We start from the raw sequence: 25,994 nt of genomic DNA, 5'->3' as shown, positions 1-25,994 counted from the left end.
GCGCGCTCAGTCCTCGGCGTCGCGGCTGCCGAAGGCCGCGCGGATGTAGCTCCAGCGCGACGTCGCCAGGTGCTTGATGACGTCGATCGTGCCGGCCTTGACCGCGCCCTTGCCGAGCTGACCGTCGCGGTACAGCTCCGACGTCTTGTTGCGCTGCAGCTTGCCGCTCGAGGTCTTCGGCAGGCTGCCCGGGGGCAGCAGCACGACCTCGTCGGGCTTGAGCGCGAGGGTCTCGAGGATCTTCGCGGCGATCTTGTCGCGCAGGTCGTCGGCGTGCGGCGTGCGGACCTCGGCGGCCACGATCACCCGCTCGCGCCCGAGCGACGCGTCCTCGATGCCGAACGCGACCACGTTGCCGCGGCGCACGCCCTCGACCTGCGAGGCCTGCCACTCGAGGTCCTGCGGGTAGTAGTTGCGGCCGTGGATGATGATGAGGTCCTTGATCCGGCCGCACACGTAGAGCTCGCCGTCGGCCAGGTAGCCGAGGTCGCCCGTGGCCAGCCAGCCGTCCTTGAGCACCTGCAGCGTGCGCTCGGCGTCGCCCCAGTAGCCGCGCATCACGCTCGGCCCGCGCAGCTCGATCTGCCCGACGCGGCGCTCCGGCAGCGGGTTGCCCTCGGCGTCGACGATCCGCAGGTCGTGCTCGGGGAAGGTGCGCCCGCAGCAGACCACCTTGAGCGCGTCGGCGCCGTCGCTCGGCTTGGCCTCGCCGTGGACCAGCGCGTCGGGGTCGACCACGTCGGCGCGCAGGTCCTCCTGCAGATCGACGAAGGTGACCGCGAGGCTGTGCTCGGCCATGCCGTAGCACGACAGGAAAGCGGTGCGCTTGAAGCCCCAGGCGGCGAAGCGCTCGGCGAACGCGTTGAGCGTGTCGTACTGGATCGGCTCGGCGCCGCAGCCGGCCACGCGCAGGTGCGACAGGTCGACGCCCTGCAGCTCGTGGTCCTTGATCCGCGCGGTGCACAGGCCGTACGCGAAGTTGGGCGCGAACGTGACGGTCGCCTTGCGCTCCGACAGCTGGCGCAGCCACAGCGCCGGCCGCTTGAGGAACAGCAGCGGCGACATGAACTGGACCCCGCGCACCTGCAGCACCGCCGGCGCGAACACGAAGCCGATGAGGCCCATGTCGTGGTAGAGCGGCAGCCAGCTGAGGCCGACGGTGTCGCCGTCGGCGTGGAGGCCGGCGCCGAGCGCCGCGATGTTGGCGATCAGGTTGGCGTGGGTGAGCGTGACGCCCTTGGGCTGCGAGGTGCTGCCCGAGGTGAACTGCAGGAACGCGACGTCGTCGGGCTTCACGTCGACGCCGATCGGCGCCGCGCGCTCGTCGACCTGCTTGACGAACGCCGCGTAGACCTCGACCGCGCGCACGCTCGGCACGTTGCTCATCAGCTTGCCGAGGATCGGCCGCACCTTGCCGTCGGTGACGACGAGCGAGCAGCCGGCCTGGCGCAGGATGTGCGTGGTGTTGGCGAGGTAGCCCTCGAACTGGCCGAGGTTCATCGGCGGGTACACCGGCACCGGGATCGCGCCGGCGTACATGGCCCCGTAGATCGCCTCGACGAACTCGGACGAGTCCGGGAGGATGAGGCCGACGCGCTCGCCCGGGCGGACCCCCGCCGCCTGCAGCGCCGCGCCAAAGCGTCGGGCCCGCCGCGCGGTCTCGGCGTACGACAGGAACCTGACCGGGTCCTTCTCCTGGACGAGGTGCGAGTAACCAAAATCGGCGCGGGCGGTCGCCGCGTCGAGGGCCTGCGTGAGCGTCTCTGGCCGCGTCATCGCGCTCAGGCCTCGCCGCGTTCCTGCGCGATGACCTTGACGACCTCGCGCGCCACGTCGCCGACGGTGACCACGTGCTGGAACAGCTCCATCGGCATGGTGATGCCGAAGTGGTCCTCGAGGTCGGACACCATCTCGAAGCTCTGCATCGAGTCGAGCCGCAGGTCCTGGATCAGGTGCGACTGCTCGCTCACGGGAGCGGCTGGCTTTTCGGCCAGGTTCTCGTCGAAGTAGGCGTAGATCTTGGCGAGCACGGCTTCGTAGGTGGGTCTGGCGGCTTCGGTCACGGCGCTCCCCGGAGTACCGGCGGCTATATCGCAACTGGAGCGCGACCGGAAGCCGCGCGCGCGCCGGCCACCGTTAGCGGGGTCACAGCGTGGTCTCGTACACGCGATACTTGGCGATCGGGTAGCCGCCCATGTTCTTCACGGCGGCGTTGACCCGGTCGTTGTCCTCGAGGGTCCAGCCGATCTGCCCCTCGGTCCAGCCGAGCCGCTGCGCGGCCCGGTGGGTGGCGAGGAACAGCAGCGTGTCGATGCCCTGCCCGCGGTAGGCGGCCTTGATCCCGAGCAGGATGAGCCGCCCCCTTGACGACCTTGCGCACCTTCAAGTCCCACAGGAGGCGCACGATCCCGAACGGGAACAGCCGGCCGTCGAGCTTCTTCAGCACCGGGTTCACGTCGAGCATCGTGATCACGAACGCGACCGGCTCGCCCTTCACCTCGGCGATGATCGGCAGCCCGGGCTCCAGCACCATCTTGAGGTCCTTGGCGATGTGCAGGTACTCCTCGCGCCCGACCGGGACGAAGCCCCAGTTCTTCTCCCACGCGTCGTTCATGACCTCGAGCGAGCGCAGGACCTCGGCGTCCCAGTCGTCGAAGCGCATGTCGCGGATGGTGATGCCGCGCCGCTCGGCGACCTTGGCGGCGATCTTCGCCACCCGCTCGGGGATCGGCCGCTGAGGATCGATGCCCCAGTGCAGCAGGTCCTTGGCCTTGGCCATACCTGTCCCTTGAGCAGGCGGTCGTAGTACGGCGGGTTGTACGGCATGTTGATGCCGGGGTCGCGGTCGAAGCCCTCGACCAGCACGCCCGAGATGTAGTTCATCGACAGCTCGAACGGGCCGATCATGGCGGTGCAGCCGCGGGCGGCGAGCCAGGCCTTGGCGGTGTCGACCAGCGCCTGCGCGAGCTCGCGGTCGTCGGGGCACTCGAACATGCCGAGGTAGCCGGTCTGCAGGCCGTGGAATTTCACGAAGTCTTCGTCGCGCACCGCCGCGACCCGGGCGACGTCGCGCCCGTCCTTGCGCGCGATCCAGAACGCCGCCTGCACGTGCTTGAAGAACGGGTTCTTGTCCGGGTTCAGATAGTCCCGCCGGTCCATCAACAGCGGCGGCACCCAGCGCGGGCTCGGGTGATGCTCGCGGTGGACGTACCAGGGCACCCGGATGAACCGCTCGACCAGCTTGCGGTCGCTGAGGGGGACCTCGATGAGCTCGAACGACGACATGGCGCGGCCTCGAAGCCGCACGCTGCGGCTTGTTCAGCCGCGGGGCTACCGCCCGCCGCACGTCGCGTCAAGTGCGCAGAGGCCGCTCGAAACGCCCGCGGGTGCATCCCCCCGCGATCGCTGCGGCGGCGCGAGCTATCCTCGTCGACGTGGCTGGTGCGCTCGCGCGGTTTCATCTTCGACATGTCCATTCGGACATGTCCGAAGAGACTTGCGAGCGCCCCGCCGTGCCCGGCCCGCGCGTCCTTCGCCGCGGACGAGCCGGCCCGTCCGCGGCGCGGCGGCTCGCGTCGGAGCGGGGCCCCGTCGCCCGCGCACCGGCGCCCCGCCGCCGCGGTGGTAGGTCCGGCCGCGTCCCCGCGGACCTCCGCCGCCGCGGGCCGCATCATCCGTGGAAGCGAGCACACCATGCGACATGTCCTTAAAACCATCTTCGCCATCGCCCCGCTCCTGCCCGCCTGCGGCGACTCGGTCCAGAGCAAGGACCCGACCGACTCGACCGGGCAGACCGGCATCGACTCGCTGAGCACCGCCTCCGCCAGCGAGACCTCGACCGACCCTGGCGCGACCGCCAACACCAGCGAGACCGGCGCGCTCACCGAGGGCGGCAGCGACGGCTCGGCGACGGCGGTGACGGTGTCGCCCACGGAGCCCCCGACCACGACCGCGACCACCGGCCCGGACGACACCACGACGAGCACGAGCACGACCTTCCCGATGACCGTCACCTCGTTGCCGGACACCACCGGCTTCGAGCCGCCGGAGTGCGACCCGGTGATGAAGGCGACGATCCGCGACTTCCGCACGAGCCACCCCGACTTCGAGACCTTCGGCGGCGACACGGCCTACGAAGGCCTGGTCCAGCAGGACCTCGGACCCGACCACAAGCCGGTCTACGCCCACCCCGGCGGTACGCCGCAGACCACCGGGCCGAACGAGTTCGCGCAGTGGTACAACGACACGCCGGACGTCAACATGGCGTTCCAGATCGACATCCCGCTGACCGAGGTGTCGCCGGGCCAGTTCACCTACCAGAACAACGCCTTCTTCCCCATCGACGACCAGGGCTGGGGCAACGAGGGCAACCCGCACAACTTCCACTTCACCACCGAGATCCACACCGAGTTCACCTACCAGGGCGGCGAGGTGTTCACGTTCACCGGTGACGACGATCTGTGGCTGTTCATCAACGGCAAGCTGGCGATCGACCTCGGCGGGCTGCACCCCCAGCTGACCGACACGATCGACCTCGACGCCCAGGCGGGCTACCTCGGGATCTCGATCGGCCAGAACTACGCGATGGACATCTTCCACGCCGAGCGCCACACCACCGAGTCGAACTTCCGCATCGACACCAGCATCCAGTGCTTCGTCATCCCGGGCTGACCGGGCTGACCCGAAACATGAAGAAGCTCACGTCGAATTTCGCCCACAGCGAAGCGAACTCAGCAGTAACTTTGTGTGCTCTCGGCCCCGCCTCCGTCGACGGCGGGCCACAGGATGGACCTCTTGAAGCACACGATCGCTCCCCCCCGCGTAGCCGCGCTCCTCGCGGCCGGTTTCGGCCTCTTCTCCCTCACCGCTTGCGGTGACGACTCCAACCCGCTGCTGACGGCCACCGCGACCCTCACCGCGGGCCCGACCTCGAACCCGAACACCAGCAACCCGTCGTCCGCCGGCGACCCGACCGGCGACCCCACCGACGGCACCACCGGCGACCCCACCGACGGCGGCACCGGTGAGACCGACGACCCGACCGGCGAGCCGCAGGACGGCCCGCACGCGCTGGGCACGATCTTCCTCGGCGAGAGCCACCCGGCCGCCGGCGGCAACAGCTCCCCGGCCGTGTCCGCGAGCTTCGTCCCCGACGCCGGCACGGGCGCGGCCCAGGGCTGTACCGAGAGCGTCGCCGGCTGTCAGCTGGCGCTGGTCCCCGACTGCGGCGGCGGCTGCGATGCCGACGAGTACTGCGGCTTCGACGACAGCTGCGAGGCCGCGTGCCTGCGGATCTGCGACGCCTCGTGCGGCGCCGACGAGGTCTGCTACTTCCCGGCCCCGAACACGCCCGGCTGCAAGAAGATCGAGTCGTTCGACGCCGGCGCGCTGACCTTCCTCGGCACGCCGATCCCGATCACCCTGTTCCCGCCGTACGCCTTCATGAGCGACGACAACGCCTCGCCGTTCGCCCCCGGCGGCACGGCCTCGGTGCAGGCCTCGGGCGCCAGCAACGCCGGCTTCGCGGCGTTCGAGAAGGAGTTCACGGGCACGGAGTTCATCCAGACCAGCCCGAAGCTCGACGCCCTCGGCTTCGCCGAGGTGTTCGGCGACGGCCCGCTGCCGGTGCGCTGGAACGCCGGCGACGGCGAGGTCACGATCACCGCGACCGTCACTTCGAGCGACTTCGCCGTCGGCACCATCACCTGCAAGGCCGACGACCCCAGCGGCAAGTTCGACATCCCGCGCGCCGCGCTCGAGGCGGCGGTCGACGGCGACCCGGCGGTCAACATCGCCGTGTCGGTGCAGCGCCAGCGCGTCGACGTGTACAAGGACCTGACCACCAAGGGCGAGCTCACCGGCGTCACCGTGCAGCCGGTCGGCTACCTGAACATCATCACCAGCTCGACCGAGTTCCACGCGTTCCAGGGCTGCAACCCCGGCGAGGCGGTGTGCGACAACACCTGCGTCGACGTGCAGTACGACGCCGCCAACTGCGGCGGCTGCGGCAAGGCCTGCGCCGGCGACGACGCCTGCGTCGAGGGCACCTGCAACGGCATCGAGGCTTGCAACGCCTGCGCCGAGGAGTCCCAGACCGGCGGCTGCAAGGCCGAGAACGACGCCTGCGCCGCCAACGCGGCCTGCAAGGCGCTCGAGACCTGCATCGCCGGCTGCCAGACCCAGGAGTGCCTCTACATGTGCGGCGAGAACGTCGAGGCCTCGACGATCGACCTCTACAACGCGCAGATCCAGTGCCTCTGCGACGAGGTGTGCGTCGGCGAGTGCAACGGCCTGTGCAGCTGAGCCGATCGCCGTGCGCCTGTCCTTCGGGGCAGGCGCGACGCCCCGCCCCGAAGCCCGGCTCACGCCCGCGTCACTCGGACCGTTCGGCCAGGTACTCGGCGGCGCGCTTGACGTAGACCGTCCAGGCGTACTCGATCCACTCGCGGTCCTTGGCGGTGAGCTGGCGGACCACGCGGAACGGGTTGCCCATCACCATCTCGCCCGAGCGCACCACCTTGCCCGGCGGGATCAGGGTGCCGGCGCCGACGAACGACCACGGCTCGACGACCGCGTTGTCGAGGACGATCGAGCCCATGCCGATCAGGCAGTCGTCGCCGATCGTGCAGCCGTGGAGGATGACCTTGTGGCCGACGGTGACGCGCGCGCCGACGGTGGTGTGCGAGACGCCCTCGGTCGCGTGGATGACGGTGCCGTCCTGGATCGACGTGTCGGAGCCGATCACGATCGCCCCGTCGTCGCCGCGCAGGACCGCGGCCGGCCAGATCGACGCGCGCGGGCCGACGACCACGTCGCCGATCAGCGTCGCCGCCTGGTGGACGAACGCGGTCGGGTCGACCTGGGGCCGGATGCCGCGGAGCTGCTCGATCATGCCTGGCCGAAAGGTCAGGTGAGGACCAGGAAGGCGACCACGCCGCCGCCGACCAGCAGCAACAGCAGCACGATGATCCACGCCGAGCCGCCCTCGCCCTTGTTGGTGGGCTCCGGGGACGGGCGGTGCGCGGGTCGGGCGGGATGGTGCGGTTGCCGGGCGGCGGGCGCTTGGGCAGCTTGTCGGCGGCGCTCGGCGAGGTCTTCGGCCGCGGGCTGTCCTTGCTGAGCCCGAGCTGGTCGACGAGCGACGGCTCGTTCTTGTCGGGCAGCGGCTCGGTCGGGGTCGGCGACAGCGCCAGGCGGTTCGGCGTGACCCCGCCGGGCGCCGGCGTGAACACGTCGACGTCGAGCGGCTGGCTCGGGTCGAGCGCCTTCGGCTCGCCGATCGCCACCACCGGCTGCGCGCCCGCGGAGGCCTCTTTCTTCTCCTCCTGGCCGAGCGAGCGGAAGTGCAGCATCTCCTCGTTGATGAGGTTGATGATGAGGTTGTTGCCGCCGGGCGAGCGCTCCTGCTGGGCCTTCGTCTCGGCCTGGCGGCGCTCGGCCTCCTGCTCCTCGCGGACCGGGCGACAGAAGTCGATCAGGTCGCGCGCCGAGACCTTGAGGCGGTGCGTGAACAGGAACCCGAGCAGCGCCTCGGCGAAGTCGTCGGCGGTCTGGTAGCGCTGCGAGATGTCCTTGTGCAGCGCCTTGAACAGCACGTGCTCGAGGTCCTCGGGCACGTTCGGGTTGTACTGACGGATGCTCGGGACCTCGCCCGCGCGCACGAGGGCGATCGTCTCGTAGTCGTTCTTGCCGCGGAACAGCCGGCGCCCGGTCAGCATCTCGAAGCCGAGGATGCCGGCCGCGTACAGGTCGGCGCGCGCGTCGATCTCCTCGGCGCGAGCTGCCTCGGGGGACAGATAGCTGTACTTGCCCTTGACCACGCCCGGGTCGGTCGACTCGAGCTGCGTCGTCGCCTTGGCCAGGCCGAAGTCGGTCAGCTTGATCTCGCCGTTCCACGAGATGAGGATGTTCGGCGGCGAGATGTCGCGGTGGATGATGCCGAGCGGCCGCCCGGTCTCGCTGTCGGTGAGGCGGTGGGCGTACGACAGGCCCTTCAGCACCTCGTTGAGGATGAAGACGGTCAGCGCCACCGGCATCGGTCCGCCGCGCTTCACCTGGTGCTCGAGCAGCGTCTTCATGTTGATGCCATGGACGAAGTCCATGACGATGAAGTAGGTGCTGTCGCTCTCGCCGATGTCGAAGACGGAGACGATGTTCGCGTGGGCCAGTCGCAGGCTCAGCCGCGCCTCGTCGAGGAACATGCGGACGAACCGCTGATCCTTGATGAGGCCCGGCAAGATGCGCTTGATGGCGACCTTCTTCTTGAAGCCCGCCATCGACTCGGCCTCGGCGACGTACACCTCGGCCATGCCGCCGGCGTCGAGCTTGAAGAGGGGTCGGTAGCGTTGCGAGGTCATGACGGCGCGGAGTTTTCGGCGGGTCGGCCCTGTCGGGCGGAGAAATATTCAATCTCGCGGAGCGTGCAAATCGCGGTGGCAAACCGCGAAAACGCGAGGCAGTGTAACAAAGGTTTCGGCTCCAGGGCGCGCTTCATCCGGGCACGGGCCCGGCGGCCGGAACCGCCGCCGGGGGCCGAGCAGGCGGTCCGGCGGGCGCTTGTGAGCTTGTCTGCGGACGCGGTGGATCGTACTGCGTGAGCACCAGGCGGACGACACCGAACCAGATGTCGCTCTCGACGGCCAGAGGGATGCGCCGGCCGTCCGTGCTCACCCAGACCCGCATTTTATACGACTTTTTTCCGGGAATTGCAGCCCCGTAGCGGTCCACGCGGGTGATCGATCCCTCGAATTGTTGCACCTGGTCGGGAGCGATCCCCAGGGCCGTCCCGATCGGCGGCATCCCCTCGAACCGCACCGGCCCCTTGCCGGTGATGTCGACGCGCAGCAGCACCGTGCCGTCGAGGCCGTACGCCTTGACCTTCTCGCCGGGCTTGAGGTCGAGCGAGCGGACCCACGCCATGATCGACAGCGGGTCGAAGGTGTCGACCGGCAAGCGCCGCCGCTGCGTCGCCGACCGCTCGTCGCGCTTGTCCTGGATCTCGACGAAGCCGCGGCCGAAGAACGTGGTCGTCGTCTCGCGCCGCTTGTACGAGCCGGGCAGGCCCTCGCGGCGGGTGATCGAGCCGGTCTCGAGCGGCGCGCCGGTCTTGGCGTCGACGTAGGCGGCCATGTCGTAGACGAGGGTGGTGAGCAGCGCGACCACGCCGCTGGTGCGCGCGAAGCCCTCGAGGCGGAGGCGGTCGGGCGAGCCGTTCGGGCCCGGCTCGCGCGCGACGACCCCGGCCTCGGCGATGCCGGTCGGGTTGCCGCCGAACAGGATGTCGTACTTGAAGCGCTCGCCCGGCTGCAGCGTGAAGCCGAAGTCCGGCGGCCGCGGCGACGCTCGCAGGCGCCGCGAGCGGTCGACCAGCGGCGGCCTCGCCAGCTCGCCGCTGCGACCGACCAGCGGCGACAGCCCCTGCTCGTCGCGCCCCTGCACCAGAGCGTTCGGCGGCTCGACCCGCGGCAGGCGAGAGCCATCTGTTGCAAAAATCCGAGGTCGATCTCCGGCGCCGCGAGTCGACCCTCGGGCCGCGGCGCCGGCTCCGGCGGCGGCTCGCTGCGCGGCTGCTTCGACGGCGTGATGCGGACCGACTTGTCCTTGGTTGCGGGGACAGTGGTTGCGGGTGCAGTCGTCGCGGGTGCAGTCGTCGCGGGTGCAGTCGTCGCGGTGGTTGCAGGTGCAGTCGTCGGCGCCGGGGCCGTCGCGGTCGGCGTGGCGTTCGCCGGCGCCTCGCTGTGCGAGGTCCGGGCTGCGGCTTCACGCGCCATGCTCCAGGTCGTCACCGTCGCCGTGGCGCACAGCACCGATGTAGCGAGGGCCGCGAGGGCCGCGCTCAAGGTCGCGCGTGTAGGCCGCGAGGAGGGAGGGCGCTTCGTCATGACGCGAGGCAAAGATGGTAGAGTGCCGGCCCTTTTCCGCCAACTTCAAGGAGCGCTTGAGTACCGCACTGCCAGCTGTGCCGCATCTCGTGGTGACCCAAGGCGACCCCGAGGGGATCGGTCCCGAGCTCTTGCTCCGTCTGGGTGAGGCCGGCGCGCTCCGCACAGGAGATCGCGTCGTCGCCGACCGCGAGCGCCTCGAGGGGCTCGCCCGCGCTCTCGCCACCCCGTGGGCTGCCCGCGGCTGGGAGGCGATCGCCCCCCTGGTCGACGACGTGCGCGGCGGTCAGGTCGCCGCTCTGGTCCGCGGGGTCGATCTCGTCCTGGAGCAGCCCGGCGCCGCGCTGGTGACCGCGCCGATCGACAAGGCCGCCTGCAAGGCCGAGGGCTTCGGATTCCCCGGCCACACCGAGTACCTGGCCCACCGCGCCGGCGTCGACGACTTCGCCATGCTGATGATCGGCCCGCGCCTGCGCGTCGTGCCGGTGACGATCCACGTGCCGCTGCGGGCCGTGCCCGAGCTGCTCACGCCGGCCGCGATCGTCCGCTGCGGCAAGCTGCTGGCGCACACGCTGCTGCGTCACCTCGGCCTCCCGGCGCCGCGCATCGGCGTGCTCGGGCTCAACCCGCACGCCGGCGAGCGCGGCATGCTCGGCGACGAGGAGCAGCGCATCATCGAGCCGGCGGTCGCCGAGCTGACGGCGTGGGCCGCCGCCGAATCCCTGCAGTGCAGCTTCGTCGGCCCGCTCGCGGCCGACTCCGCGTTCGTCACCCACCTCGAGGGCGGCCTCGACGGCTTGCTCGCCATGTACCACGACCAGGGCCTGGGGCCCTTCAAGCTGCTGCACATGCGCGACGGCGTCAACATGACCCTCGGGCTCCCGTTCACCCGCACCTCGCCCGACCACGGCACCGCGCGTGACATCGCGGGCCGCGGGGTCGCCGATCCCAGCAGCATGCTGGCGGCCGTCGCCCTCGCTCGGGGACATGTACCATGAGCCAGGTATCGAAGACCCGCAAGTCCGCCGCGGCCGCGTCGGCGTCGGCCGCCCCTGCGGCCCCGGCTGCGAAGACCTCCAAGGCCGCGGCTGCGGCCACCTCGTCGGTCGCGCAGGCCGTCGCTCCCGCGTCGACCGCGAAGACCTCCAAGGCCGCTGCGGCCACCTCGTCGGCCACCCAGGTCGTCGCTCCGACCCCGGCTGCGAAGACCTCCAAGGCCGCCGCTTCGAAGGCCAATTCTTCCGCCGCATCGTCGACCCCCGAGGCCGAACCGATAGCCCCGTCTGCGAAGGCCGCCAAGGCGCCTGCTGCGAAGGCCAGCTCCTCCGCGGCATCTTCGACGCCCGAGGCCGAACCGACAGCCCCGACCGCGAAGGCCACCAAGACCGCCGCTGCGACGCCTGCAGCATCCGCGCCGTCGCCGGCTCCCGAAGCCGCACCGATTGCCACTGCTGCCACGACCGTCGCCCCGGCTCCCGAGACCGTCACGCCCGTGACCTCGACCTCCGCGATCCCGGTCCCGCCGAACAGCATCAAGATCCGCGGCGCCCGCACGCACAACTTGCAGGGCATCGACCTCGATCTGCCGCGCGGCAAGCTGGTCGTCCTCACCGGCCCCTCGGGCTCGGGCAAGTCGAGCCTCGCCTTCCACACCATCTTCGCCGAGGGCCAGCGCCGCTACGTCGAGAGCCTCTCGGCCAGCGCGCGTCAGTTCCTCGCGCAGCTCCCGAAGCCGGACGTCGACCTCATCGAGGGCCTGTCGCCGTCGATCGCCATCGAGCAGTCGTCGCCGGGCAAGAACCCGCGCTCGACCGTCGGCACCTCGACCGAGGTCTACGACTTCCTGCGCCTGCTGTTCGCCCGCTGCGGCGAGGTCTTCAGCTGGCGCACCGGCAAGCCGATGAAGCGCCACAGCGTCGAGGACATGCTGAACGCGGTCCTCGCCCTGCCTGCAGGCACCCGCTTCAGCGTGCTCGCGCCGGTCGTGCGCGACACCCCCGGCGACCACCACGAGCTGCTCGAGGACCTGCGCCGCCAGGGCTTCGCCCGCCTCGCGGTCGACGAGGCGGTGCGCGACCTCAGCAGCGAGGAGGTCAAGCTCGACCCCAAGGTCCGCCACACGATCGAGGTCTACGTCGACCGCCTCGTGCTCAAGGACAACGTCCGCGGCCGCCTCGCCGACTCGGTCGAGACGGCGCTGCGACTGTCGGGCGGCCAGCTCAAGGTCGTCACCCTCGACGGCGAGGAGCTGCAGTTCTCCGAGCGCTTCGCCGACCTCGACCACGGCCTCGCCTACCCCGAGCTGACGCCGGGGTTGTTCTCGTTCAACAGCCCCGAGGGCGCCTGCCCCGAGTGCGACGGCCTCGGCGGCAAGCGGATCTTCGACCCGCGGCGGATCGTCCCCAACGAGCACCTCAGCATCAAGGAGGGCGCGCTCTCGGCGTGGACGCGGCGGGCCGGCAAGACCTCCCACGCCCAGCTGCAGGCGCTCTCCGAGCACTACGGCTTCGACCTGTTCGCCCCGTGGGTCGACCTGGCCGAGGAAGTGAAGATCGCGATCATCCAGGGCACCGGCGGCGAGGCGATCCCCGGCCTCGCCGGCAAGAAGGCCGCGCCGTTCGAGGGCGTGATCCCCGGGCTGCAGCGGCGCCTCCGCGAGGCCGAGGACAAGGTCGACGAGGTCGACGCCGACGACAACGGCGGCTCGCTCGAGGAGATCGCCGAGCTCATGGCGGAGGTGCCGTGCCCCGCGTGCGAGGGCCAGCGGCTGCGCCAGGAGGCGCGCATGGTCAAGATCGGCGGGCGCAACATCGCCGAGCTGGCGACCTTGCCGATCGAGCAGCTGGTGCCGTTCCTCGACGCGCTCGACCTCGGGCCCGAGACGGGCGAGGTGGCCGAGGCGATCCTGGCCCAGGCCAAGCAGCGGCTGAAGTTCATGCTCGAGGTCGGGCTCGGCTACCTCACGCTCGACCGCACGACGATGACGCTGTCGGGCGGCGAGGCCCAGCGGATCCGCCTGGCCACGCAGATCGGCGCCGCGCTGGTCGGCGTCACCTACATCCTCGACGAGCCGAGCATCGGCCTCCACCAGCGCGACAACGACCGCCTGATCGCCTCGCTCGTGCGCCTGCGCGACCTCGGCAACAGCGTGATCGTCGTCGAGCACGACGAGGACACCATCCGCGCCGCCGACTTCCTGGTCGACATGGGCCCCGGCGCCGGCAGCCAGGGCGGGCGGGTCGTCGCCGCGGGCCCGCTGCAGGAGGTGCTGCAGAACAAGCGCTCGCTGACCGCCGCGTTCTTGACCGGGCGCATGACGATCCCGGTGCCGGAGAAGCGGCGTGGCAGCAGCGGCCCGGCGATCTGCATCTCGCGCGCGACCGGCCACAACCTCAAGGACATCACCGTCAAGATCCCGCTCGGCGCGCTGACCTGCGTCACCGGCGTCAGCGGCTCCGGCAAGTCGAGCCTGGTGATCGACACGCTGCTGCCCGAAGCGGCGCGGCGGCTCAACGGCGCCTCGAGCTTCGGCCTCGCGCACCACTCGATCACCGGCCTCGAGCACCTCGACAAGGTGATCCACGTCGACCAGTCGCCGATCGGCCGCTCGCCGCGCTCGAACCCGGCGACGTACACCGGCCTGTTCGCCGAGCTGCGCACGCTGTACGCCAACCTCAGCGAGTCGAAGATCCGCGGCTACACGCCGGCGCGCTTCTCGTTCAACGTCAAGGGCGGCCGCTGCGAGTCGTGCCAGGGCGACGGGGTGCGGCGCATCGAGATGCACTTCCTGCCCGACGTGTACGTCACCTGCCGCTCGTGCGACGGCCGCCGCTACAACCGCGAGACGCTGGCGATCACCTACCGCGGCAAGAGCGTCGCCGACGTGCTCGAGATGTCGGTCGCCGACGCCTGCGAGTTCTTCGCCAACTACCCCAACCTGCGCCGCGGCCTCGAGACCCTGCGCGACGTCGGCCTCGGCTACGTGACGCTCGGCCAGAGCGCGCTCACCCTGTCGGGCGGCGAGGCCCAGCGCATCAAGCTGGCCAAGGAGCTGGCGAAGAAGAGCACCGGCAAGACGCTCTTCATCCTCGACGAGCCGACCACCGGCCTGCACTTCGGCGACATCAAGCAGCTGCTCAAGGTCCTCGACCGCCTGGTCGACGAGGGCAACACCATCGTCGTCATCGAGCACAACCTCGACGTCATCAAGTGCGCCGACTGGGTCGTCGACATCGGCCCCGAGGGCGGCGCGCGCGGCGGCAAGCTGCTGGCCGCCGGCCCCCCGCAGCAGGTCGCCAGGGTCAAGGACAGCGCCACCGGCCACTACCTGGCGCGCGCCCTCGGCCTGGCGTAAAGGGCATGTCCTGAAGGACATGCCCCGGAGAGGCGTGTCACTTCTTGGCGCTTTGCTTCTCCCAGTCGTCCATCGCGGTGATGTTGCCGTCGCGCCAGATCCACTCGATCTTCTGGTAGGTCAGGCTGACCTCCTGCACGACCCTGTCGTTCGGGCCCGGCAGCAGACGGATCGCGCTGATGCTCGCGTTCGTCAGCTTGACCGTGTACGTCAGCGTCTCCGCCCCCTTGGCGTCCGGCCCGAACACGTTGAGCTCGACCGAGGTCAGCAGCTCGTTGTCGAGGAAGGCCTGCTGGATCGCCGGCGTCGCCTTGCCGAGCTCCATGGTCAGCACCATCGGCTTGTGCTGGCGCCTGCCCGTCGCCAGGCCCGAGGCGGGGTCGCGCGGCGCGCTGACCTCGTGGTTCAGCGAGAGGATCTCGATCGAGCTCTCGCGCCCCTTCTTGGCCACGCTGCCCTTGATGTCCCCGACCTTCTGGCCCTTCATCCGCAGGTAGGCGTTGAGCGCCGCCTCGGCCTCCGCGAACGGGGCCAGCGCGACCCCCGAGACACACGCCACCAGCGCCATGGAACGCAACCACCGCTTGCTCGACATCGCCATCGTGCTCCTGCGCGACGAATCCTCGCGCGCGCGGCACGTTACCGCGGATCGCCGGCTCGATGCACAGGCGACGAGGGGCGCGCCGGCGCCCTCCACCCAGGTCGCGCGCGATGCCGCGGCGGCTCGCTCGCCACAACGCTTGGGGGTTGCCGAGGACCACGCGGCTTTGCCGAGCTTCGCACTTCATTATCCTTGGGACATGTCCGATAAGTCATGCCATGAATGGTTGCGACGCCGGTGAATGTCATGTGCCCGGAATGTCGATATCCACATGGCTGCCCGCTCCGTCGTGTCGCTTACGAGCGCACCTCGAACCCCGGGGTGACGGAGTGGCTGTCCTCCACCGACGCACCCGCGGACCCCCTCGCTGCGGTTTCGAGCGGTTCGGGCGCACCACGAGTCGCCGCTCGGCGCGTCGCGTGAGGATGTCTTGGAGACGGGTCGTGAAGGCTGTCGCCGGCGTAACTGGCCTGCTCGCCGACGAGCACGAGCCAGCGCGAGGGTCCCGGTCGCGGGTCGCCGGCAGGTCACTCGCCCGCGGTCGATGTGGTAGCGTGGCCATGGGGCGCTCGCGGGGGCGCGGGGAAGGCCGGAGGGGAGCGCGATGCCGCCATACCACCGGGGAACTGGGTTCCGGCGGCCGAGCCGAGGGCGGGTCGCGGTACGAACATTCGCGCGACGCTCGTCGTGCCCCTGGACCATGCCGCCTGCGCCCGAGACGGAGGGCAGGGCGAGGAGCACGCAATGACCGAACCGATCGTCGGGCTCAACATTCGCAAGGAAGCCTCCAGCCGCAGCGCCAAGGTCGGCATCTTGCCGCGAGGCGCTCGCATCGAGGTCGGCGAGCGCTCGGCCGACAAGAAGTGGGGGCGGATCTCCAAGGTCATCGAGGGGCAGATCGCGCCGGTGCGCGCCGGCACGCCGGTCGATCCTGCCGCCTCCACCGGCTGGGTGTTCCTCGGCGAGCTGGACCCCGACACCAACACCGAGCCGGAGCTCGACACCGTCGTCGCGGTCAAGCCGCCGCGGGCGATCCAGGCGGGCAAGCAGATCGGGTACCTCGGCGAATATCAGCGCTATGAGGACGCGAAGCCGGTGCCGGAGCGCGGCAAGCGGCCGCTCTTGCACGTCGAGGTGTTCAGCGGCGACGACGTGCCGGCGTTCATCGAGCGCTCGCGGACCTACGCGAAGACGCTGCCGGAGACCGCTCGCACCCTGCTGCTGGTCGAGAGCACGGCCAAGTTCGTGCAGCCGGCCGCGCCCGACGTCACGGTCCCGGCTGGATCGCGGCTGGCGCCCGTCGGTGGCGCGGCCGCGGGGCGATGGGTCAAGGTCCGCCGCAGCGAGGTGCGGGTCGCCGAGCGCTCGACCCTCGGCACGTTCACGTCGGCGACCAACACCTACTCGAGCGGCGCGGTGTGGACCGGCTGGTACGTCGGGGCGCGTGACGACCAGCGCACGCGCAACGAGGGCGAGGCCGAGCGGGGCAACTATCGCCGGCGCGAGGTCATGATGCCGAGCGGGCCGGAGCTGTGGGTCGAGCGCGGCGCGCTCGGCGAGGGCGGCGCGGGGCCGGCTGCCGATGCCTCGGGGTGGAGCGCGTTCCCGTTGCAGGTCGCCAATCCCGCAGGGCCCGAGGCCGGCTTCACGCGCGTGGTCCCGAAGGCCGAGCTCGAGGCGTTGCCCGCCGAGGACAAGGCCGTCGATCACGAGGGCAAGAAGTGGTGGCGCCTCGACGGGGTCGGGGCCGGCGGTGCGGCGGCGCGGCGCAGCAGCGGCGGGTGGGTCCGCGAGACCGGGCACGACAAGGTGTCGTGGCAATCGCCGTGGGCCTGGCCCGGCTTCGAGTGCGTGTCCGAGGGCGAGGTGCGGCCGGTCGATCTGATGGCGCGCGACCTGCTGCGCGACGGCGCCGCGACGCTGCGCGAGGAGGGCGACTTCACCGCGCGCGCGGACAAGGCCGAGGGCAGCGCGCTGGTGACGAAGATCTACGAGACGATCGACGAGAACCGCGACGGCAACCTCGACGCCCAGGAGTTGAAGACGGCGATGCGGCAGCCGCTGCTGGCGCGCGCGCTGGCGCGGATCGTCGCCCACTACGAGAGCGAGTGGGGCGGCGAGATGACGAAGTGGAACGAGCTCGATCCGCTGATGCTCGAGGGCCTGCCCGAGTGGCAGGTCGAGAAGCAGCGGATCGACAAGCTGCGCTGGTGGACGGAGGTGGCGGGCAAGGTCGAGGGCTTCCCGGCGAGCCCGATGGTGCATCACATCCACCCGATCGCGCTGGTCGCCAACTTCCTCGGCACCGGCGGCGGCTGCCCCAACTGCGAGGCCGAGATCACCGCCGAGGCGCTCAAGCAGATCTTCCCCAGCGCCACGGACGCGCGCATCGACGAGGTCAAGGCGGTCTTCAACGAGGCGTTCAAGAAGTTCGACATCGTGACCTGTCGCCGCAAGGCGCACTTCTTCGCCCAGGTGCGCGAGGAGGTCGGCGCGTCGGTGCGAGCGCTGGCCGAGAGCCTCGACTATCCGCCCGACCGCCTCATCAGCACGTTCAGCTACTTCGCCCGCAACCGCGCCGAGGCGCAGCAGCTCGGCCGCACCCCGGGCCACGCGGCAGAGCAGCAGGCGATCGCCAACCGCGCCTACGCCAACCGCAACGGCAACGGCAACATCGCCAGCGGCGACGGCTGGCGCTACCGCGGCAAGGGCTACCTGCAGCTCACCGGGCGCGGCAACTTCCAGAGCGTGCAGACCGAGATGAACGCCAAGTTCCCCGGGTCCGGCGTCGACATCATGGCCGACGGCGACCAGATCCTCGGACCCCGCGGCGGCATGATCTCGGCGATGGGCTTCTGGACCCACAACAGCCTCAACGAGGTCGCCGACCGCGGCGAGGCCGACGCCAACGTCAACGCCGTGACCGCGGTCGTCAACCTCCACACGCACTCGTACGCGCAGCGACGCACTCACTTCGGCGTCACCAAGGTCGCGTTCAAGCTGTCCGAGTGCACCGACGGCCGGCGGAGCGGCGCAGCGGCCCCCGCCGCCGCGCGCTGAGCCGCGCTCAGCCCTGCGGGTTGCAGGTCACGTTGTTGATCTGCCCGCCCGCCATGTCGCTGTACGTGTACGGCGCGTTGAGCCCGTCGTACGTGGCGATCTCGTAGGTGTCCGGGTGGATCCGGAAGGCCTGCGTGCCGCCGAGGATCACCGCCCAGATGTAGCCGTCGACGTCGATCCCGACCCCGCGCGCGAGCCCCGGGTTCGGCAGCGTCACGGTGTCGCCGACCATCATCGTCTCGGAGTCGACCCACCCGACCCCGCCGGTGGTCGCCTTCCACACGCGGCCCTTGAGGTCGACCGCGACGCCGCTGCCGCCGTTGCCCGGCTGGTTGCCGATCTGCGAGGCCCACTGCATCGTCACCGGGTCGTAGCGCTGGCCGCTGTCGATCCACACGCGGCCCTTGGTGTCGACCGTGATGCCGTACGAGCCGCCGTTGATGGTGTAGTGCTCGAGCGTCTCGTGGTCGACGTGCACGATCGTGCCCGCCGACCAGATGTACATCCAAAAATTGTTGTCGCTGTCGACCGCGCCGCCGTACGGTCCGAACGTCCCGCCGCAGGTGATCTCCGGCATGTGGATGGTGTCCTCGACCTCGCCGGTGTCGCCGTTCAGGCGGTAGACGAAGAAGCCCTGGGCCCCGTCGCACGGCCACACCGCGCCCTTGGTGCCGTTGGCCGCGGCGGTCCAGATCTTCTGCTCCTCGAACTCGCAGGTGGCCTCGTTGTAGGTGCCCGAGGTCCAGGCGATCGGCCGCTGCGTGGTCGCATCCGGAAAGGCGGTGAACCACGCGACGCACTCCTCCTGGTCGAACGGCAAGACGTTGTCCTTGCCCTGCGAGGTCTCGATCGTGCCGTTGCCGTTCTTGTCGGTGCAGTACTCGGGGCGCGCCCAGATCTTGGTGATCCCGCCGGCCCGGTTGGCGACCGCGACGGCCTTGCCGTCGATGCTGACCGAGGTCCGCGAGGGGTTGCCGGCCTGGTCGGCGCGGGTGATGTAGCGCCCCTCCTCCTCCATCGTCCGCGTGTCGATCTTGCTGATCGTGTGCTCGCCGCTGTTGGCGATCCACACGTAGCTCCAGTCGGTGTTGCCGCACTTGGTCGCACACGAGCCGCCCTGGTCCGGAGCGGCGACGTCGAGCTTGAGGCCGTTGGTCGTCGCGGTGCTGGTCGTCGGCGCCACGGTGGTCGCGTCGCTGTCGGAGTCGCTCGCGCCGCTGCTGCTCGTGGTCGTGGTCTGCCCGCCGCTGCCCGTGCTCGTCGGCGCGTCCGCGGTGGTCCCCGGCGGCGCGGTCGTCACGGTGGTGGTGCTGGTGTCTCCGGCCGTGGTGGCCGTGCCGGCGTCGCCGCACGCGACGAGCGCGAGCACGAGCGTGGAACCGAGGACCCGCGACGGATCGATGCAGCGTTGCATTTTATAGAGGGTATCCACGGGCCACCGTCGCGGGCAAGTCCTCCAAAATATCCACATACGCAGGCCCGTGGCTCTCAGGCCCCGAGCCGAGGATCTTCGAGACCTGTCCGAATGGACAGCCGTCGTATTGGCCATGTCTCGGTGGTCACCGTCGCCACGTGGATCGATTCAGTACAGGGATGCATTCACGAAGATCGCGTTCGAACGTATCCGTCGGATGGATTGCGTCTCGCTCGACGCGGGGTGTCCGCGTCGTCGTTCCTCTTCGAGGTGATCGATCCTCCGCGAGCCTGCGCGCAGGTGGGCTCGCTATGCGGCGTGACGCTGACTTCTCGGCGGATCACGCGACCACGAAAGCGGCGAGGTCGGCGAGCGTCGTGCCGGTGGCGTGCGCGGCCCCCGACAGGGCCTCGGGGGCGACGCCCAGGCGATTGAGCCAGACCGTCGGGAAGCCGAACCACGCGGCCCCGGCGGCGTCCCAGCCGCCGAACGCGGCGAACACGATCTGCTCGCGCGCGAGGCCGAGAGCGGCCGGCCCCAGCGCGTACGCCTGCGGGCTCGGCTTGAAGGTCCGGGCGCGGTCGGTGCTGATGTGCGCATCGAACAGGTCGGCGAGGCCGGCGTGCTCGAGCAGCCGCGCGAGCATCGACGGCGAATAGTTGGCGAGCGGGGCCAGGCGCAGGCCGTCGCGCCGCCACGCTTCGAGGGCGGCGCGCGTGTCGGGCCACGGCGCGAGCTCGGAGTACGCGGCCACGAGCCGTCGCCGGTCGGCGGCGGACAGGCTCAGGCCGTGCGCGCCGGCGGCGTAGTCGAGGGCCTCGCCGGTGACGACCTCGAAGTCCCGGTATTGCCCGGCGGTGGCGCGCAGCCATGCATATTCGAACTGGCGGACGCGCCATTCACGGCACAGGTCGGCGGCCTGACCGGGAGCGATGGCCTCGGCGACCCGCTCGACGCCCCGCGGATCGAACAGCGTGAACAGGTCGAAGCAAATCCCGCGGACGACGGTGCGCCGGCTCGGGGGCGGCCGTGGGCCGCTGGCGGCGGGTCCGGACCTGCACGCGCCGAGCAGGCCGCCGGCGCCCGCGACCCACTGAAGGAACTGGCGGCGAGACATGCGGCGAGGATCGCGGGTCCGGACGCCGCCGTCGATTGGCGAAGGGCGTACTGCGTCCATGCATTTTTGTATGGGGCCGCGTATGCTGGCGCGCGATGCTCGACTGGGACGACCTGCGCTTCTTCCTCGCGGTGGCTCGCGCGGGCTCGTTCTCGGCGGCGGCGCGCGGGCTGGGCGTGACCCAGCCGACGGTAGGCCGGCGGATCGCCGCGCTCGAGCGCTCCCTGGGGGCGCGACTGTTCGTGCAGGGGCCCGCGGGCCAGTCGCTGTCGAGCTCGGGGCGGATGATGCTGGCGCGCGCCGAGCAGATGGAGGCGGCGGCGCTGGCCGCCGAGCGGGTCGCCTCGGGGCGCGACGCGGGCCTGCGCGGACGCGTGGCGGTGACGGCCTCGGAGTGGCTGGTCGGTAGCGTGCTGGGGCCGCTGCTGGGGCCCTTCGTCGCCGAACACCCGGGGCTCGAGCTCGAGCTGGTGGCCGACGCGCGGCATCTGAGCCTGTCACGGCGCGAGGCCGACATCGCCGTCCGGCCGTCGCGCTTCGAGCAGGCCGAGGTGGTACAGCGACAGGTGGGGGTGGTCGCGTTCGGGCTGTACGCGTCCGACGGTTACCTGGCGCGGCGCGGCATGCCCGACTTCGCGGCGCAGTGCGAGGGGCACGTGCTCGTCGCGATGAGCGAGTCGCTCGGCAAGATCCCCGATGTCGAGTGGCTGCCGCAGATCGCCGCCCGCGCGCGTGGCCGTGCGCACCAACGGGCGCGAGCCGATGGTGACGATGGCCGCGGCGGGGCTCGGCTTGACCTGCCTGCCGCGCTTCCTCGGCGACCGCGCCCCCAACCTGCGCCTGCTGCCGACGCCGGTGCCGGGGCCGCGGCGACAGCTGTGGCTCGGGGTCCACCGCGACGCGCGCTCGGTGCCGCGGGTCAAGGCGAGCGCCGCGTTCCTGGCCGAGGGCATCGGGCGCTTGGCGTGGGCGCTGGGCTCGGCGTGACGACTCGCGCGAGCACTGGAACTCTTCCAAACGGGACGTGGGTCGATCCCGCGCTCGCCTCGGGGTCGTCGCCGGCGGGCCGAGAGTCTGCGAAATAATCTGTCCGAAAGGCCAGCTCAACCCTCGTCGCCGATCGGCCGAACCCGTCATTGCCTCGGGCGCGATGCGCGATGGCGATCGACGTGCGGCCGCGAGCGAGAGGTACGCGCTGGCCCTCGATGGGCCGGTACCGCGCCACCCCGCCGCGCTCAGGCGCTCGCGCCACCGTGCTACGGTAGTTGCCAAAGGAGGTTCGAGATGAAGACCAAGAAGCAGACCAATCCCTTGCCGATCAAGACGGGCGTCCGCGCCGGCACGCGGCACGATACGGCCAAGAACTCGATCGGCAACATCCGCTGAGCTCTGCCCCGGGACCGCGTCGCTCGCGGTTCCGGGCTCCAAGGTGGGCCGCCGAAGGGCCTGCGAATAGCAATCTGCCTTGAAAGACAGACCTGCTATTTCCTCGCCTCTCGACTCGGGCCATTGCCCAAAACCATGGCGGCTTGACGAATCGGTGAAGCTGGGTCAAAGTGTCCCGCGGTTTGATGGTCGTCCCCGATCACCCGCGGAGCCACGAGCCGCCCGGCGAGTTCGACGAGGTCCGGCGGTTGCTGCATGCGGAGCGGTCGGGCGCCGTGCGGACGTACGAGCTGCGTCGGTGTGGCGGGACCGTGACGGCGACCCGCGGCCGGCCCGAGCGCAGGTTCGCGGCGCGCACGACGACCACGCTCGCGCCCGCGGCCGCGGCCGCGTTCCTCGAGCGCCAGGTCGCGGCGCTGCAGGCCCGGGGCGCGCGGCTGCTGATCGACGGCGCGCTCTTCCCGATCGCCGAGCGGCGCTTCAAGGCGCTCCCGGGCATCGAGCCCGAGGTCGCCAGCGAGGTCGCCCGCAACTTGAGGGCGCACCGGCGCAAGTTCGCCATGCTCGGCAAGCTGCAGTGGGCGGCCGGCGACGACTGGGATCTCTTGTTGTGGTCGCTGGTGCGGGCCGGTCGCGTGCAGCCGCACCGCGACGTCGAGCTGTGGATGCTGCTCGGCGACGCCGCGCTCGAGGCCGACGCGATCACCGTGATGGACCTGTTGACCAAACTCGTCGACCTGCCCGGCCTCTACCGCGCCCGCCGGTACGACGAATACGCCGAGGCGATGCCCGGCGGCGACGCGGCCGCCGAATCGCTATTGTGGAGCGCGTACCTCGACGAGCCCGGCCACGTCGACGCGCGGGCGAGCGAGCTACCCCCGCCCATGCAACTCGGTCTGTGGCTGATCCGCGCCTGCGCCGGCGAGCGCGTGCCCGCGGCGGCTGCCGAGCGGATCGCCGCGTGGCTGCGCGCCCGCCCGCGGCCGTTCACCCCGCTCGAGGCGCGAGCCGGCGACGCCTTCGTCAAGCTCGACGTCCCCGAGCTGCTGCGACGCATCGACCGCGCGCGGCTGCCGGCCGCGCAATGAGGCGTCACGCTCCGTTCCGGCTGAACGACCGCCGCAGGCGATAGAGCCGTTCCTCGTCGACGAACAGCACGAAGAACGCGCACATCTGCAGGGCGAAGAACACCAGCTCGCGCATGGTCACCGCGATGGTGAGGAACATGCCGAAGCCCATCGCGTAGCCGAGCGGGCGCAGGCGGCGGACGGTGAACAGCAGTGGCGAGGCGAGCTCGAACACCAGCGCGAGGTGCTGCAGCCCGGCCCACACCGACATCGGCAGGGTGCGGACCATCCACGCCGCGCTGTCGGTCATGAAGTTGAGCTGGACCTGATGCCACAGGGTGTCGCTGTGCGCCAGCCAATCGCCGTACCTGACCTTGCAGACACCCGCGCCGAACAGCTGGACGATCAGGGTGAATTGCAGCACCCGCAGCGGCCAGGCCGAGCGGATGCTCGCGCGGCCCTCGGCGTCGGTGACGATCGGCGGGGCGAGGGCGAGGATCAACAGGCCGCCGAGGAAGATCTTGTTGATGGTGAACGCCGCCAGCCGGTCGGCCCCGGTGACGTAGGCGGTGCCGAGCAGGACCGGCCAGATCGCCAGGCGCGGCCTGATGCCGACGATCAGCGCCACGATCGCGGCGAAGTAGACGACGCCGAACCACGGCAGCATCGCCTCCGACAGCAGCGGCACCGCCTGCTGAAAGCCCGCGCTCGCGCCCCCGCTCGGGTGATAGCCGACCGGCGTGAGCCACTCCGCCGCGAAGCGCCAGCGGAACACGACGTAGTACAGCAGCGTCGCCGCGAACAGCGAGCGGAACGCGACCAGCCGCCCGGCGGCGACCGGCCCGAACACGAACGCCTGGGCCCGCTGCAGCGGCGTCATCGCCCGCCTGTCCCTTCGGTCACTCGCAGGTCGTGGCTCGACAGCACGCGGACCGTCTGGGGCGTCGGCGCCGGCTTCTGCCAGTGGCCGGTCGGCGGGCGGGCGGGGTCGATCTTCTGCGCCCCGGCGAGGAAGCGGACCGCCACCACCGGCGCGCGGGTCGGGTTCAGCTCGCGGTCGCGGGCGGCGACCCAGCGGGCCAGGTCGAGGCGCGACGCCTCGTGCTTGGCGCCGAAGCGCTCCATGAAGCGGTCGAAGCGGCTGCGGTAGCCGAACGGCTCCATCGGGAACAGCGCCCGCTCGTCGATCGGCTCCCACTCGCGCCGGCCGTCGCGCAGCACTTGAATGAAGAAGTACGACACGCTCTCCGGCCGGTGGCGGAACAGGCAGGAGATCGATCCGAGATCGCGGACGACCGTGGGCCACCACGTCGCCGGCGCCGCCTGGATCGCGCCCTGGCTGATCGGCACCACCCAGACCACGAGCACCAGCAGCGCCGCGGCGACGTCGCGTCGCAGCGGGCGCGCGGGCGCGGGGGCGGGCGCGCTCACCCGGGCAGCACCTTGCCCGGGTTGCACGTGTGCTTGGGGTCGAGGCTGTCCTTGAGGCCAGCCAGGAGCGCGACCCCGACCTCGCCCTTCTCGCGCAGCAGCCACGGCGCGTGGTCGGTGCCGACGCCGTGGTGGTGGCTGATGGTGCCGCCGCCGGCCACGATCGCGTCGGAGGCGGCGCGCTTGATCGCCAGCCACTGCTCGACCTCGGCGCCCTGCTTCTGCGGGAAGATCATCGTGAAGTAGAGGCTCGCGCCGTCGACGTAACCATGGGACAGGTGGCACATGACGATCGCGCGCGCCTCGGGGTCGGCCGCGTTGTCGCGCAGGGCGTCGTGGATGGCCAGGTGGACGCCGCGGTAGAGGTTGTGCAGGTCGGACCAGCGGACCGACGTCTCGAGCGTCTCGACGGCGATCCCGCGGTCGAGCATGGGGTCGCGCATGTACGGCATGGCGAACCGCTTCGAGTACCAGCGCTCGCCGGGGCGGTTGCCGAGGTGCACGCCGCCGAGGCGCTCGATGATCGCGCGGGTGCGGACCTGCGACTCGAGCACCGTCTCGCGGTCGCCCTCGAGGCCGACGATCATCAGGCAGCGGCCCTCGCCGTAGCCTCGCCACGCCAGCGCCTGCATGGCCGCGCGCTCGAGCGCCCCCGGCGGCTTCTGGGCCGCCGAGAAGCTCTGCAGGAAGTGCGTCTCGGGCCCGTCGGACAGCCGCAGCATCGCCACCGGCAGCTCCTCTTGCAGGATCGTCCGCACCGCCTTGGCGCCGGCCTCGAAGTCCTTGAAGAAGAAGCCGCGGTAGTCCCTCTCGGCCGGCACGCGGTGGATCTTCACCGTCGCCGCCGTGATGACGCCGAGGATGCCCTCGCTGCCGGCGACGAACTGGTTGAGGTTGGGCCCGGCCGCCGAGGCGGGAAGCTCTCGGTGCGCCACGGGCCCTTCGGCGTCGCCAGCTCGGCCGACACCAGCCACTTCTCGGCCTTGCCGTAGCGGTACGACTGCTGCCCGGCACCGCGCGCGGCGATCCACCCGCCGAGCGTCGAGAACTCGAACGACTGCGGGTAGTGGCCGAGGGTGAAGCCCTCGCGCTGCAGCGTGCGCTCGAGCTCGGGGCCGTAGATGCCGGCCTGCACCCGCGCGGTCAACGACTCGCCGTCGATCGCCAGCACCCGCCCGAGCCGCGTGGTGTCGAGCGTGACCACGGCCCTGTGCGCGTCGCCGCGGATCGCCGAGACCCCGCCGACCACCGACGAGCCGCCGCCGAACGGGACCAGAGCGACGCCCTCGCGGTCGCAGTGGCTCACCACGGCCTGCACTTCTTCCGCGCTGCCGGGGTAGATCACCGCGTCGGGGGCGTGCCGCAGGTCACCTGCCCGAACGGCCAGGAGATCGAGGTAGCTCTTGCCGCGCGAGTGAAAGGCGCGCTCGTAGCGGTCGGTCTTGACGTGGTCGGCGCCGACGATCGCCCGCAGGGCCGCGAGGTCGGCCTCGGAGAGCGCGCTGGCGGCCAGCTCGAGGCGGTCGAGCGGCGCGGCCGGGCGGTGCGGCAGCGTCTTGCGCCCGAGCTGGTCGGCGACCCAGCGCCACACCTCGGGCTCGCGACGGCCCAGTTCGAACCCGGCGTGGACGAAGCCCCAGCCGTTCCAGCGCAGCGCGCGGCGGTCGATCATCGATCTGTCCC

General features: G+C 71.0%; 20 protein-coding genes and 2 pseudogenes. 9 read left to right on the top strand and 13 right to left on the bottom strand.

Going from position 1 to position 25,994, the window contains the following annotated elements; translation table 11 throughout:
* Positions 1-6: 6 nt before the first annotated feature.
* Genes OV079_RS38785 through OV079_RS38775 form a run of 3 tightly spaced genes read right to left on the bottom strand, consistent with a single transcriptional unit; the run spans position 7 to position 2,779 of the window.
* Positions 7-1,776 (bottom strand): fatty acyl-AMP ligase, encoded by a 1,770-nt coding sequence (locus OV079_RS38785; RefSeq protein ID WP_267774673.1) that lies wholly within the window; start codon positions 1,774-1,776, stop codon positions 7-9.
* A gap of 5 nt (positions 1,777-1,781) precedes the next feature.
* Entirely contained in the window at positions 1,782-2,063 is a 282-nt protein-coding gene (locus OV079_RS38780; RefSeq protein WP_267706062.1) for an acyl carrier protein, read from the bottom strand.
* Between the two features lie 23 nt (positions 2,064-2,086).
* Positions 2,087-2,779, bottom strand: coding sequence for a hypothetical protein (locus tag OV079_RS38775; protein WP_267774671.1), 693 nt, complete (start codon positions 2,777-2,779; stop codon positions 2,087-2,089).
* Positions 2,780-3,693: 914 nt separating this feature from the next.
* On the opposite strand from OV079_RS38775, the gene OV079_RS38770 reads away from it, so the two are divergent.
* Together OV079_RS38770 and OV079_RS38765 are read left to right on the top strand one after the other, a co-directional pair.
* A complete protein-coding gene (locus tag OV079_RS38770; RefSeq protein ID WP_267774669.1) occupies positions 3,694-4,671 on the top strand; it encodes a fibro-slime domain-containing protein in 978 nt (325 codons plus the stop codon).
* A 123-nt stretch (positions 4,672-4,794) separates the two neighbouring features.
* Positions 4,795-6,303: a hypothetical protein gene (locus OV079_RS38765; RefSeq protein WP_267774668.1), complete on the top strand. Its 1,509-nt coding sequence runs from the start codon at positions 4,795-4,797 to the stop codon at positions 6,301-6,303.
* Between the two features lie 70 nt (positions 6,304-6,373).
* Here OV079_RS38765 and OV079_RS59320 read toward each other — a convergent pair whose 3' ends face one another.
* From OV079_RS59320 to OV079_RS38755, 3 genes and pseudogenes are all read right to left on the bottom strand, one after another.
* Complete coding sequence (locus OV079_RS59320; RefSeq protein WP_420829572.1) at positions 6,374-6,598, bottom strand: gamma carbonic anhydrase family protein; 225 nt, start codon at positions 6,596-6,598, stop codon at positions 6,374-6,376.
* Between the two features lie 964 nt (positions 6,599-7,562).
* A pseudogene (locus OV079_RS59315) lies at positions 7,563-8,357 on the bottom strand (serine/threonine protein kinase); the annotation flags it as partial.
* A gap of 133 nt (positions 8,358-8,490) precedes the next feature.
* The gene (locus OV079_RS38755; protein WP_267774665.1) at positions 8,491-9,438 is read right to left on the bottom strand and encodes a DUF3108 domain-containing protein; all 948 of its coding nucleotides are present in this window, start codon (positions 9,436-9,438) and stop codon (positions 8,491-8,493) included.
* A gap of 532 nt (positions 9,439-9,970) precedes the next feature.
* Here OV079_RS38755 and pdxA point away from each other — a divergent pair.
* Together pdxA and uvrA are read left to right on the top strand one after the other, a co-directional pair.
* Positions 9,971-10,879, top strand: a complete 909-nt coding sequence (gene pdxA, locus OV079_RS38750; protein WP_267774664.1) for a 4-hydroxythreonine-4-phosphate dehydrogenase PdxA — start codon at positions 9,971-9,973, stop codon at positions 10,877-10,879.
* 494 nt (positions 10,880-11,373) lie between these two features.
* Positions 11,374-14,235, top strand: coding sequence for an excinuclease ABC subunit UvrA (uvrA, locus tag OV079_RS38745; RefSeq protein ID WP_267774663.1), 2,862 nt, complete (start codon positions 11,374-11,376; stop codon positions 14,233-14,235).
* A 37-nt stretch (positions 14,236-14,272) separates the two neighbouring features.
* Here uvrA and tssD read toward each other — a convergent pair whose 3' ends face one another.
* Complete coding sequence (gene tssD, locus OV079_RS38740) at positions 14,273-14,803, bottom strand: type VI secretion system tube protein TssD (RefSeq protein WP_267778753.1); 531 nt, start codon at positions 14,801-14,803, stop codon at positions 14,273-14,275.
* Here tssD and OV079_RS38735 point away from each other — a divergent pair.
* Positions 14,802-15,077 carry a hypothetical protein gene (locus tag OV079_RS38735; RefSeq protein ID WP_267774662.1) on the top strand — a complete coding sequence of 92 codons (276 nt, stop codon included), beginning with the start codon at positions 14,802-14,804 and terminating at the stop codon, positions 15,075-15,077. The genes tssD and OV079_RS38735 overlap by 2 nt on opposite strands.
* A 503-nt stretch (positions 15,078-15,580) precedes the next feature.
* Positions 15,581-17,896: a hypothetical protein gene (locus tag OV079_RS38730; protein WP_267774661.1), complete on the top strand. Its 2,316-nt coding sequence runs from the start codon at positions 15,581-15,583 to the stop codon at positions 17,894-17,896.
* A gap of 7 nt (positions 17,897-17,903) precedes the next feature.
* Here the strand turns inward: OV079_RS38730 and OV079_RS38725 are convergent, their stop codons facing one another.
* Both OV079_RS38725 and OV079_RS38720 read right to left on the bottom strand, forming a co-directional pair.
* Positions 17,904-19,310 (bottom strand): NHL repeat-containing protein, encoded by a 1,407-nt coding sequence (locus tag OV079_RS38725; RefSeq protein WP_267774660.1) that lies wholly within the window; start codon positions 19,308-19,310, stop codon positions 17,904-17,906.
* A 340-nt stretch (positions 19,311-19,650) separates the two neighbouring features.
* Positions 19,651-20,427: a haloacid dehalogenase type II gene (locus OV079_RS38720; protein WP_267774659.1), complete on the bottom strand. Its 777-nt coding sequence runs from the start codon at positions 20,425-20,427 to the stop codon at positions 19,651-19,653.
* 95 nt (positions 20,428-20,522) lie between these two features.
* Between OV079_RS38720 and OV079_RS59310 the strand changes: the two are divergent.
* From OV079_RS59310 to OV079_RS38705, 3 genes and pseudogenes are all read left to right on the top strand, one after another.
* A pseudogene (locus OV079_RS59310) lies at positions 20,523-21,068 on the top strand (LysR family transcriptional regulator); the annotation flags it as partial.
* A gap of 97 nt (positions 21,069-21,165) precedes the next feature.
* Complete coding sequence (locus OV079_RS38710; protein ID WP_267774658.1) at positions 21,166-21,414, top strand: LysR substrate-binding domain-containing protein; 249 nt, start codon at positions 21,166-21,168, stop codon at positions 21,412-21,414.
* 569 nt (positions 21,415-21,983) lie between these two features.
* Positions 21,984-22,901, top strand: a complete 918-nt coding sequence (locus OV079_RS38705) for a hypothetical protein (protein ID WP_267774657.1) — start codon at positions 21,984-21,986, stop codon at positions 22,899-22,901.
* Positions 22,902-22,905: 4 nt separating this feature from the next.
* Here the strand turns inward: OV079_RS38705 and OV079_RS38700 are convergent, their stop codons facing one another.
* The 4 genes from OV079_RS38700 to OV079_RS38685 are packed head-to-tail and all read right to left on the bottom strand — an operon-like array spanning position 22,906 to position 25,983.
* On the bottom strand, positions 22,906-23,760 hold the full coding sequence (locus OV079_RS38700; RefSeq protein WP_267774656.1) for a hypothetical protein: 855 nt from the start codon (positions 23,758-23,760) through the stop codon (positions 22,906-22,908).
* Positions 23,757-24,311 carry a hypothetical protein gene (locus tag OV079_RS38695; RefSeq protein ID WP_267774655.1) on the bottom strand — a complete coding sequence of 185 codons (555 nt, stop codon included), beginning with the start codon at positions 24,309-24,311 and terminating at the stop codon, positions 23,757-23,759. The genes OV079_RS38700 and OV079_RS38695 overlap by 4 nt, the downstream gene beginning before the upstream one ends.
* Entirely contained in the window at positions 24,308-25,246 is a 939-nt protein-coding gene (locus OV079_RS38690) for an FAD-binding oxidoreductase (RefSeq protein ID WP_267774654.1), read from the bottom strand. Before OV079_RS38690 ends, OV079_RS38695 begins: the two co-directional genes overlap by 4 nt.
* Positions 25,144-25,983 carry an FAD-binding oxidoreductase gene (locus OV079_RS38685; RefSeq protein WP_267774653.1) on the bottom strand — a complete coding sequence of 280 codons (840 nt, stop codon included), beginning with the start codon at positions 25,981-25,983 and terminating at the stop codon, positions 25,144-25,146. The genes OV079_RS38690 and OV079_RS38685 overlap by 103 nt, the downstream gene beginning before the upstream one ends.
* Between the last annotated feature and the right edge of the window lie 11 nt (positions 25,984-25,994).

It is taken from the genome of Nannocystis pusilla, from assembly GCF_026626665.1.
Classification (GTDB): domain Bacteria; phylum Myxococcota_A; class Polyangia; order Nannocystales; family Nannocystaceae; genus Nannocystis; species Nannocystis pusilla.
The sequence above is the reverse complement of the archived record's forward strand: the minus strand, read 5'-3'. Positions and strand labels throughout refer to the sequence as shown.

Coding starts and splice junctions, on each gene's coding strand:
- OV079_RS38785 (WP_267774673.1), bottom strand. CDS start 1,776: ATGACGCGGCCAGAGACGCTCACGCAGGCCCTCGACGCGGCGACCGCC.
- OV079_RS38775 (WP_267774671.1), bottom strand. CDS start 2,779: ATGGCCAAGGCCAAGGACCTGCTGCACTGGGGCATCGATCCTCAGCGG.
- OV079_RS38770 (WP_267774669.1), top strand. CDS start 3,694: ATGCGACATGTCCTTAAAACCATCTTCGCCATCGCCCCGCTCCTGCCC.
- OV079_RS59320 (WP_420829572.1), bottom strand. CDS start 6,598: ATGGGCTCGATCGTCCTCGACAACGCGGTCGTCGAGCCGTGGTCGTTC.
- OV079_RS38735 (WP_267774662.1), top strand. CDS start 14,802: ATGGAACGCAACCACCGCTTGCTCGACATCGCCATCGTGCTCCTGCGC.
- tssD (WP_267778753.1), bottom strand. CDS start 14,803: ATGGCGCTGGTGGCGTGTGTCTCGGGGGTCGCGCTGGCCCCGTTCGCG.
- OV079_RS38730 (WP_267774661.1), top strand. CDS start 15,581: ATGACCGAACCGATCGTCGGGCTCAACATTCGCAAGGAAGCCTCCAGC.
- OV079_RS38725 (WP_267774660.1), bottom strand. CDS start 19,310: ATGCAACGCTGCATCGATCCGTCGCGGGTCCTCGGTTCCACGCTCGTG.
- OV079_RS38720 (WP_267774659.1), bottom strand. CDS start 20,427: ATGTCTCGCCGCCAGTTCCTTCAGTGGGTCGCGGGCGCCGGCGGCCTG.
- OV079_RS38700 (WP_267774656.1), bottom strand. CDS start 23,760: ATGACGCCGCTGCAGCGGGCCCAGGCGTTCGTGTTCGGGCCGGTCGCC.
- OV079_RS38685 (WP_267774653.1), bottom strand. CDS start 25,983: ATGATCGACCGCCGCGCGCTGCGCTGGAACGGCTGGGGCTTCGTCCAC.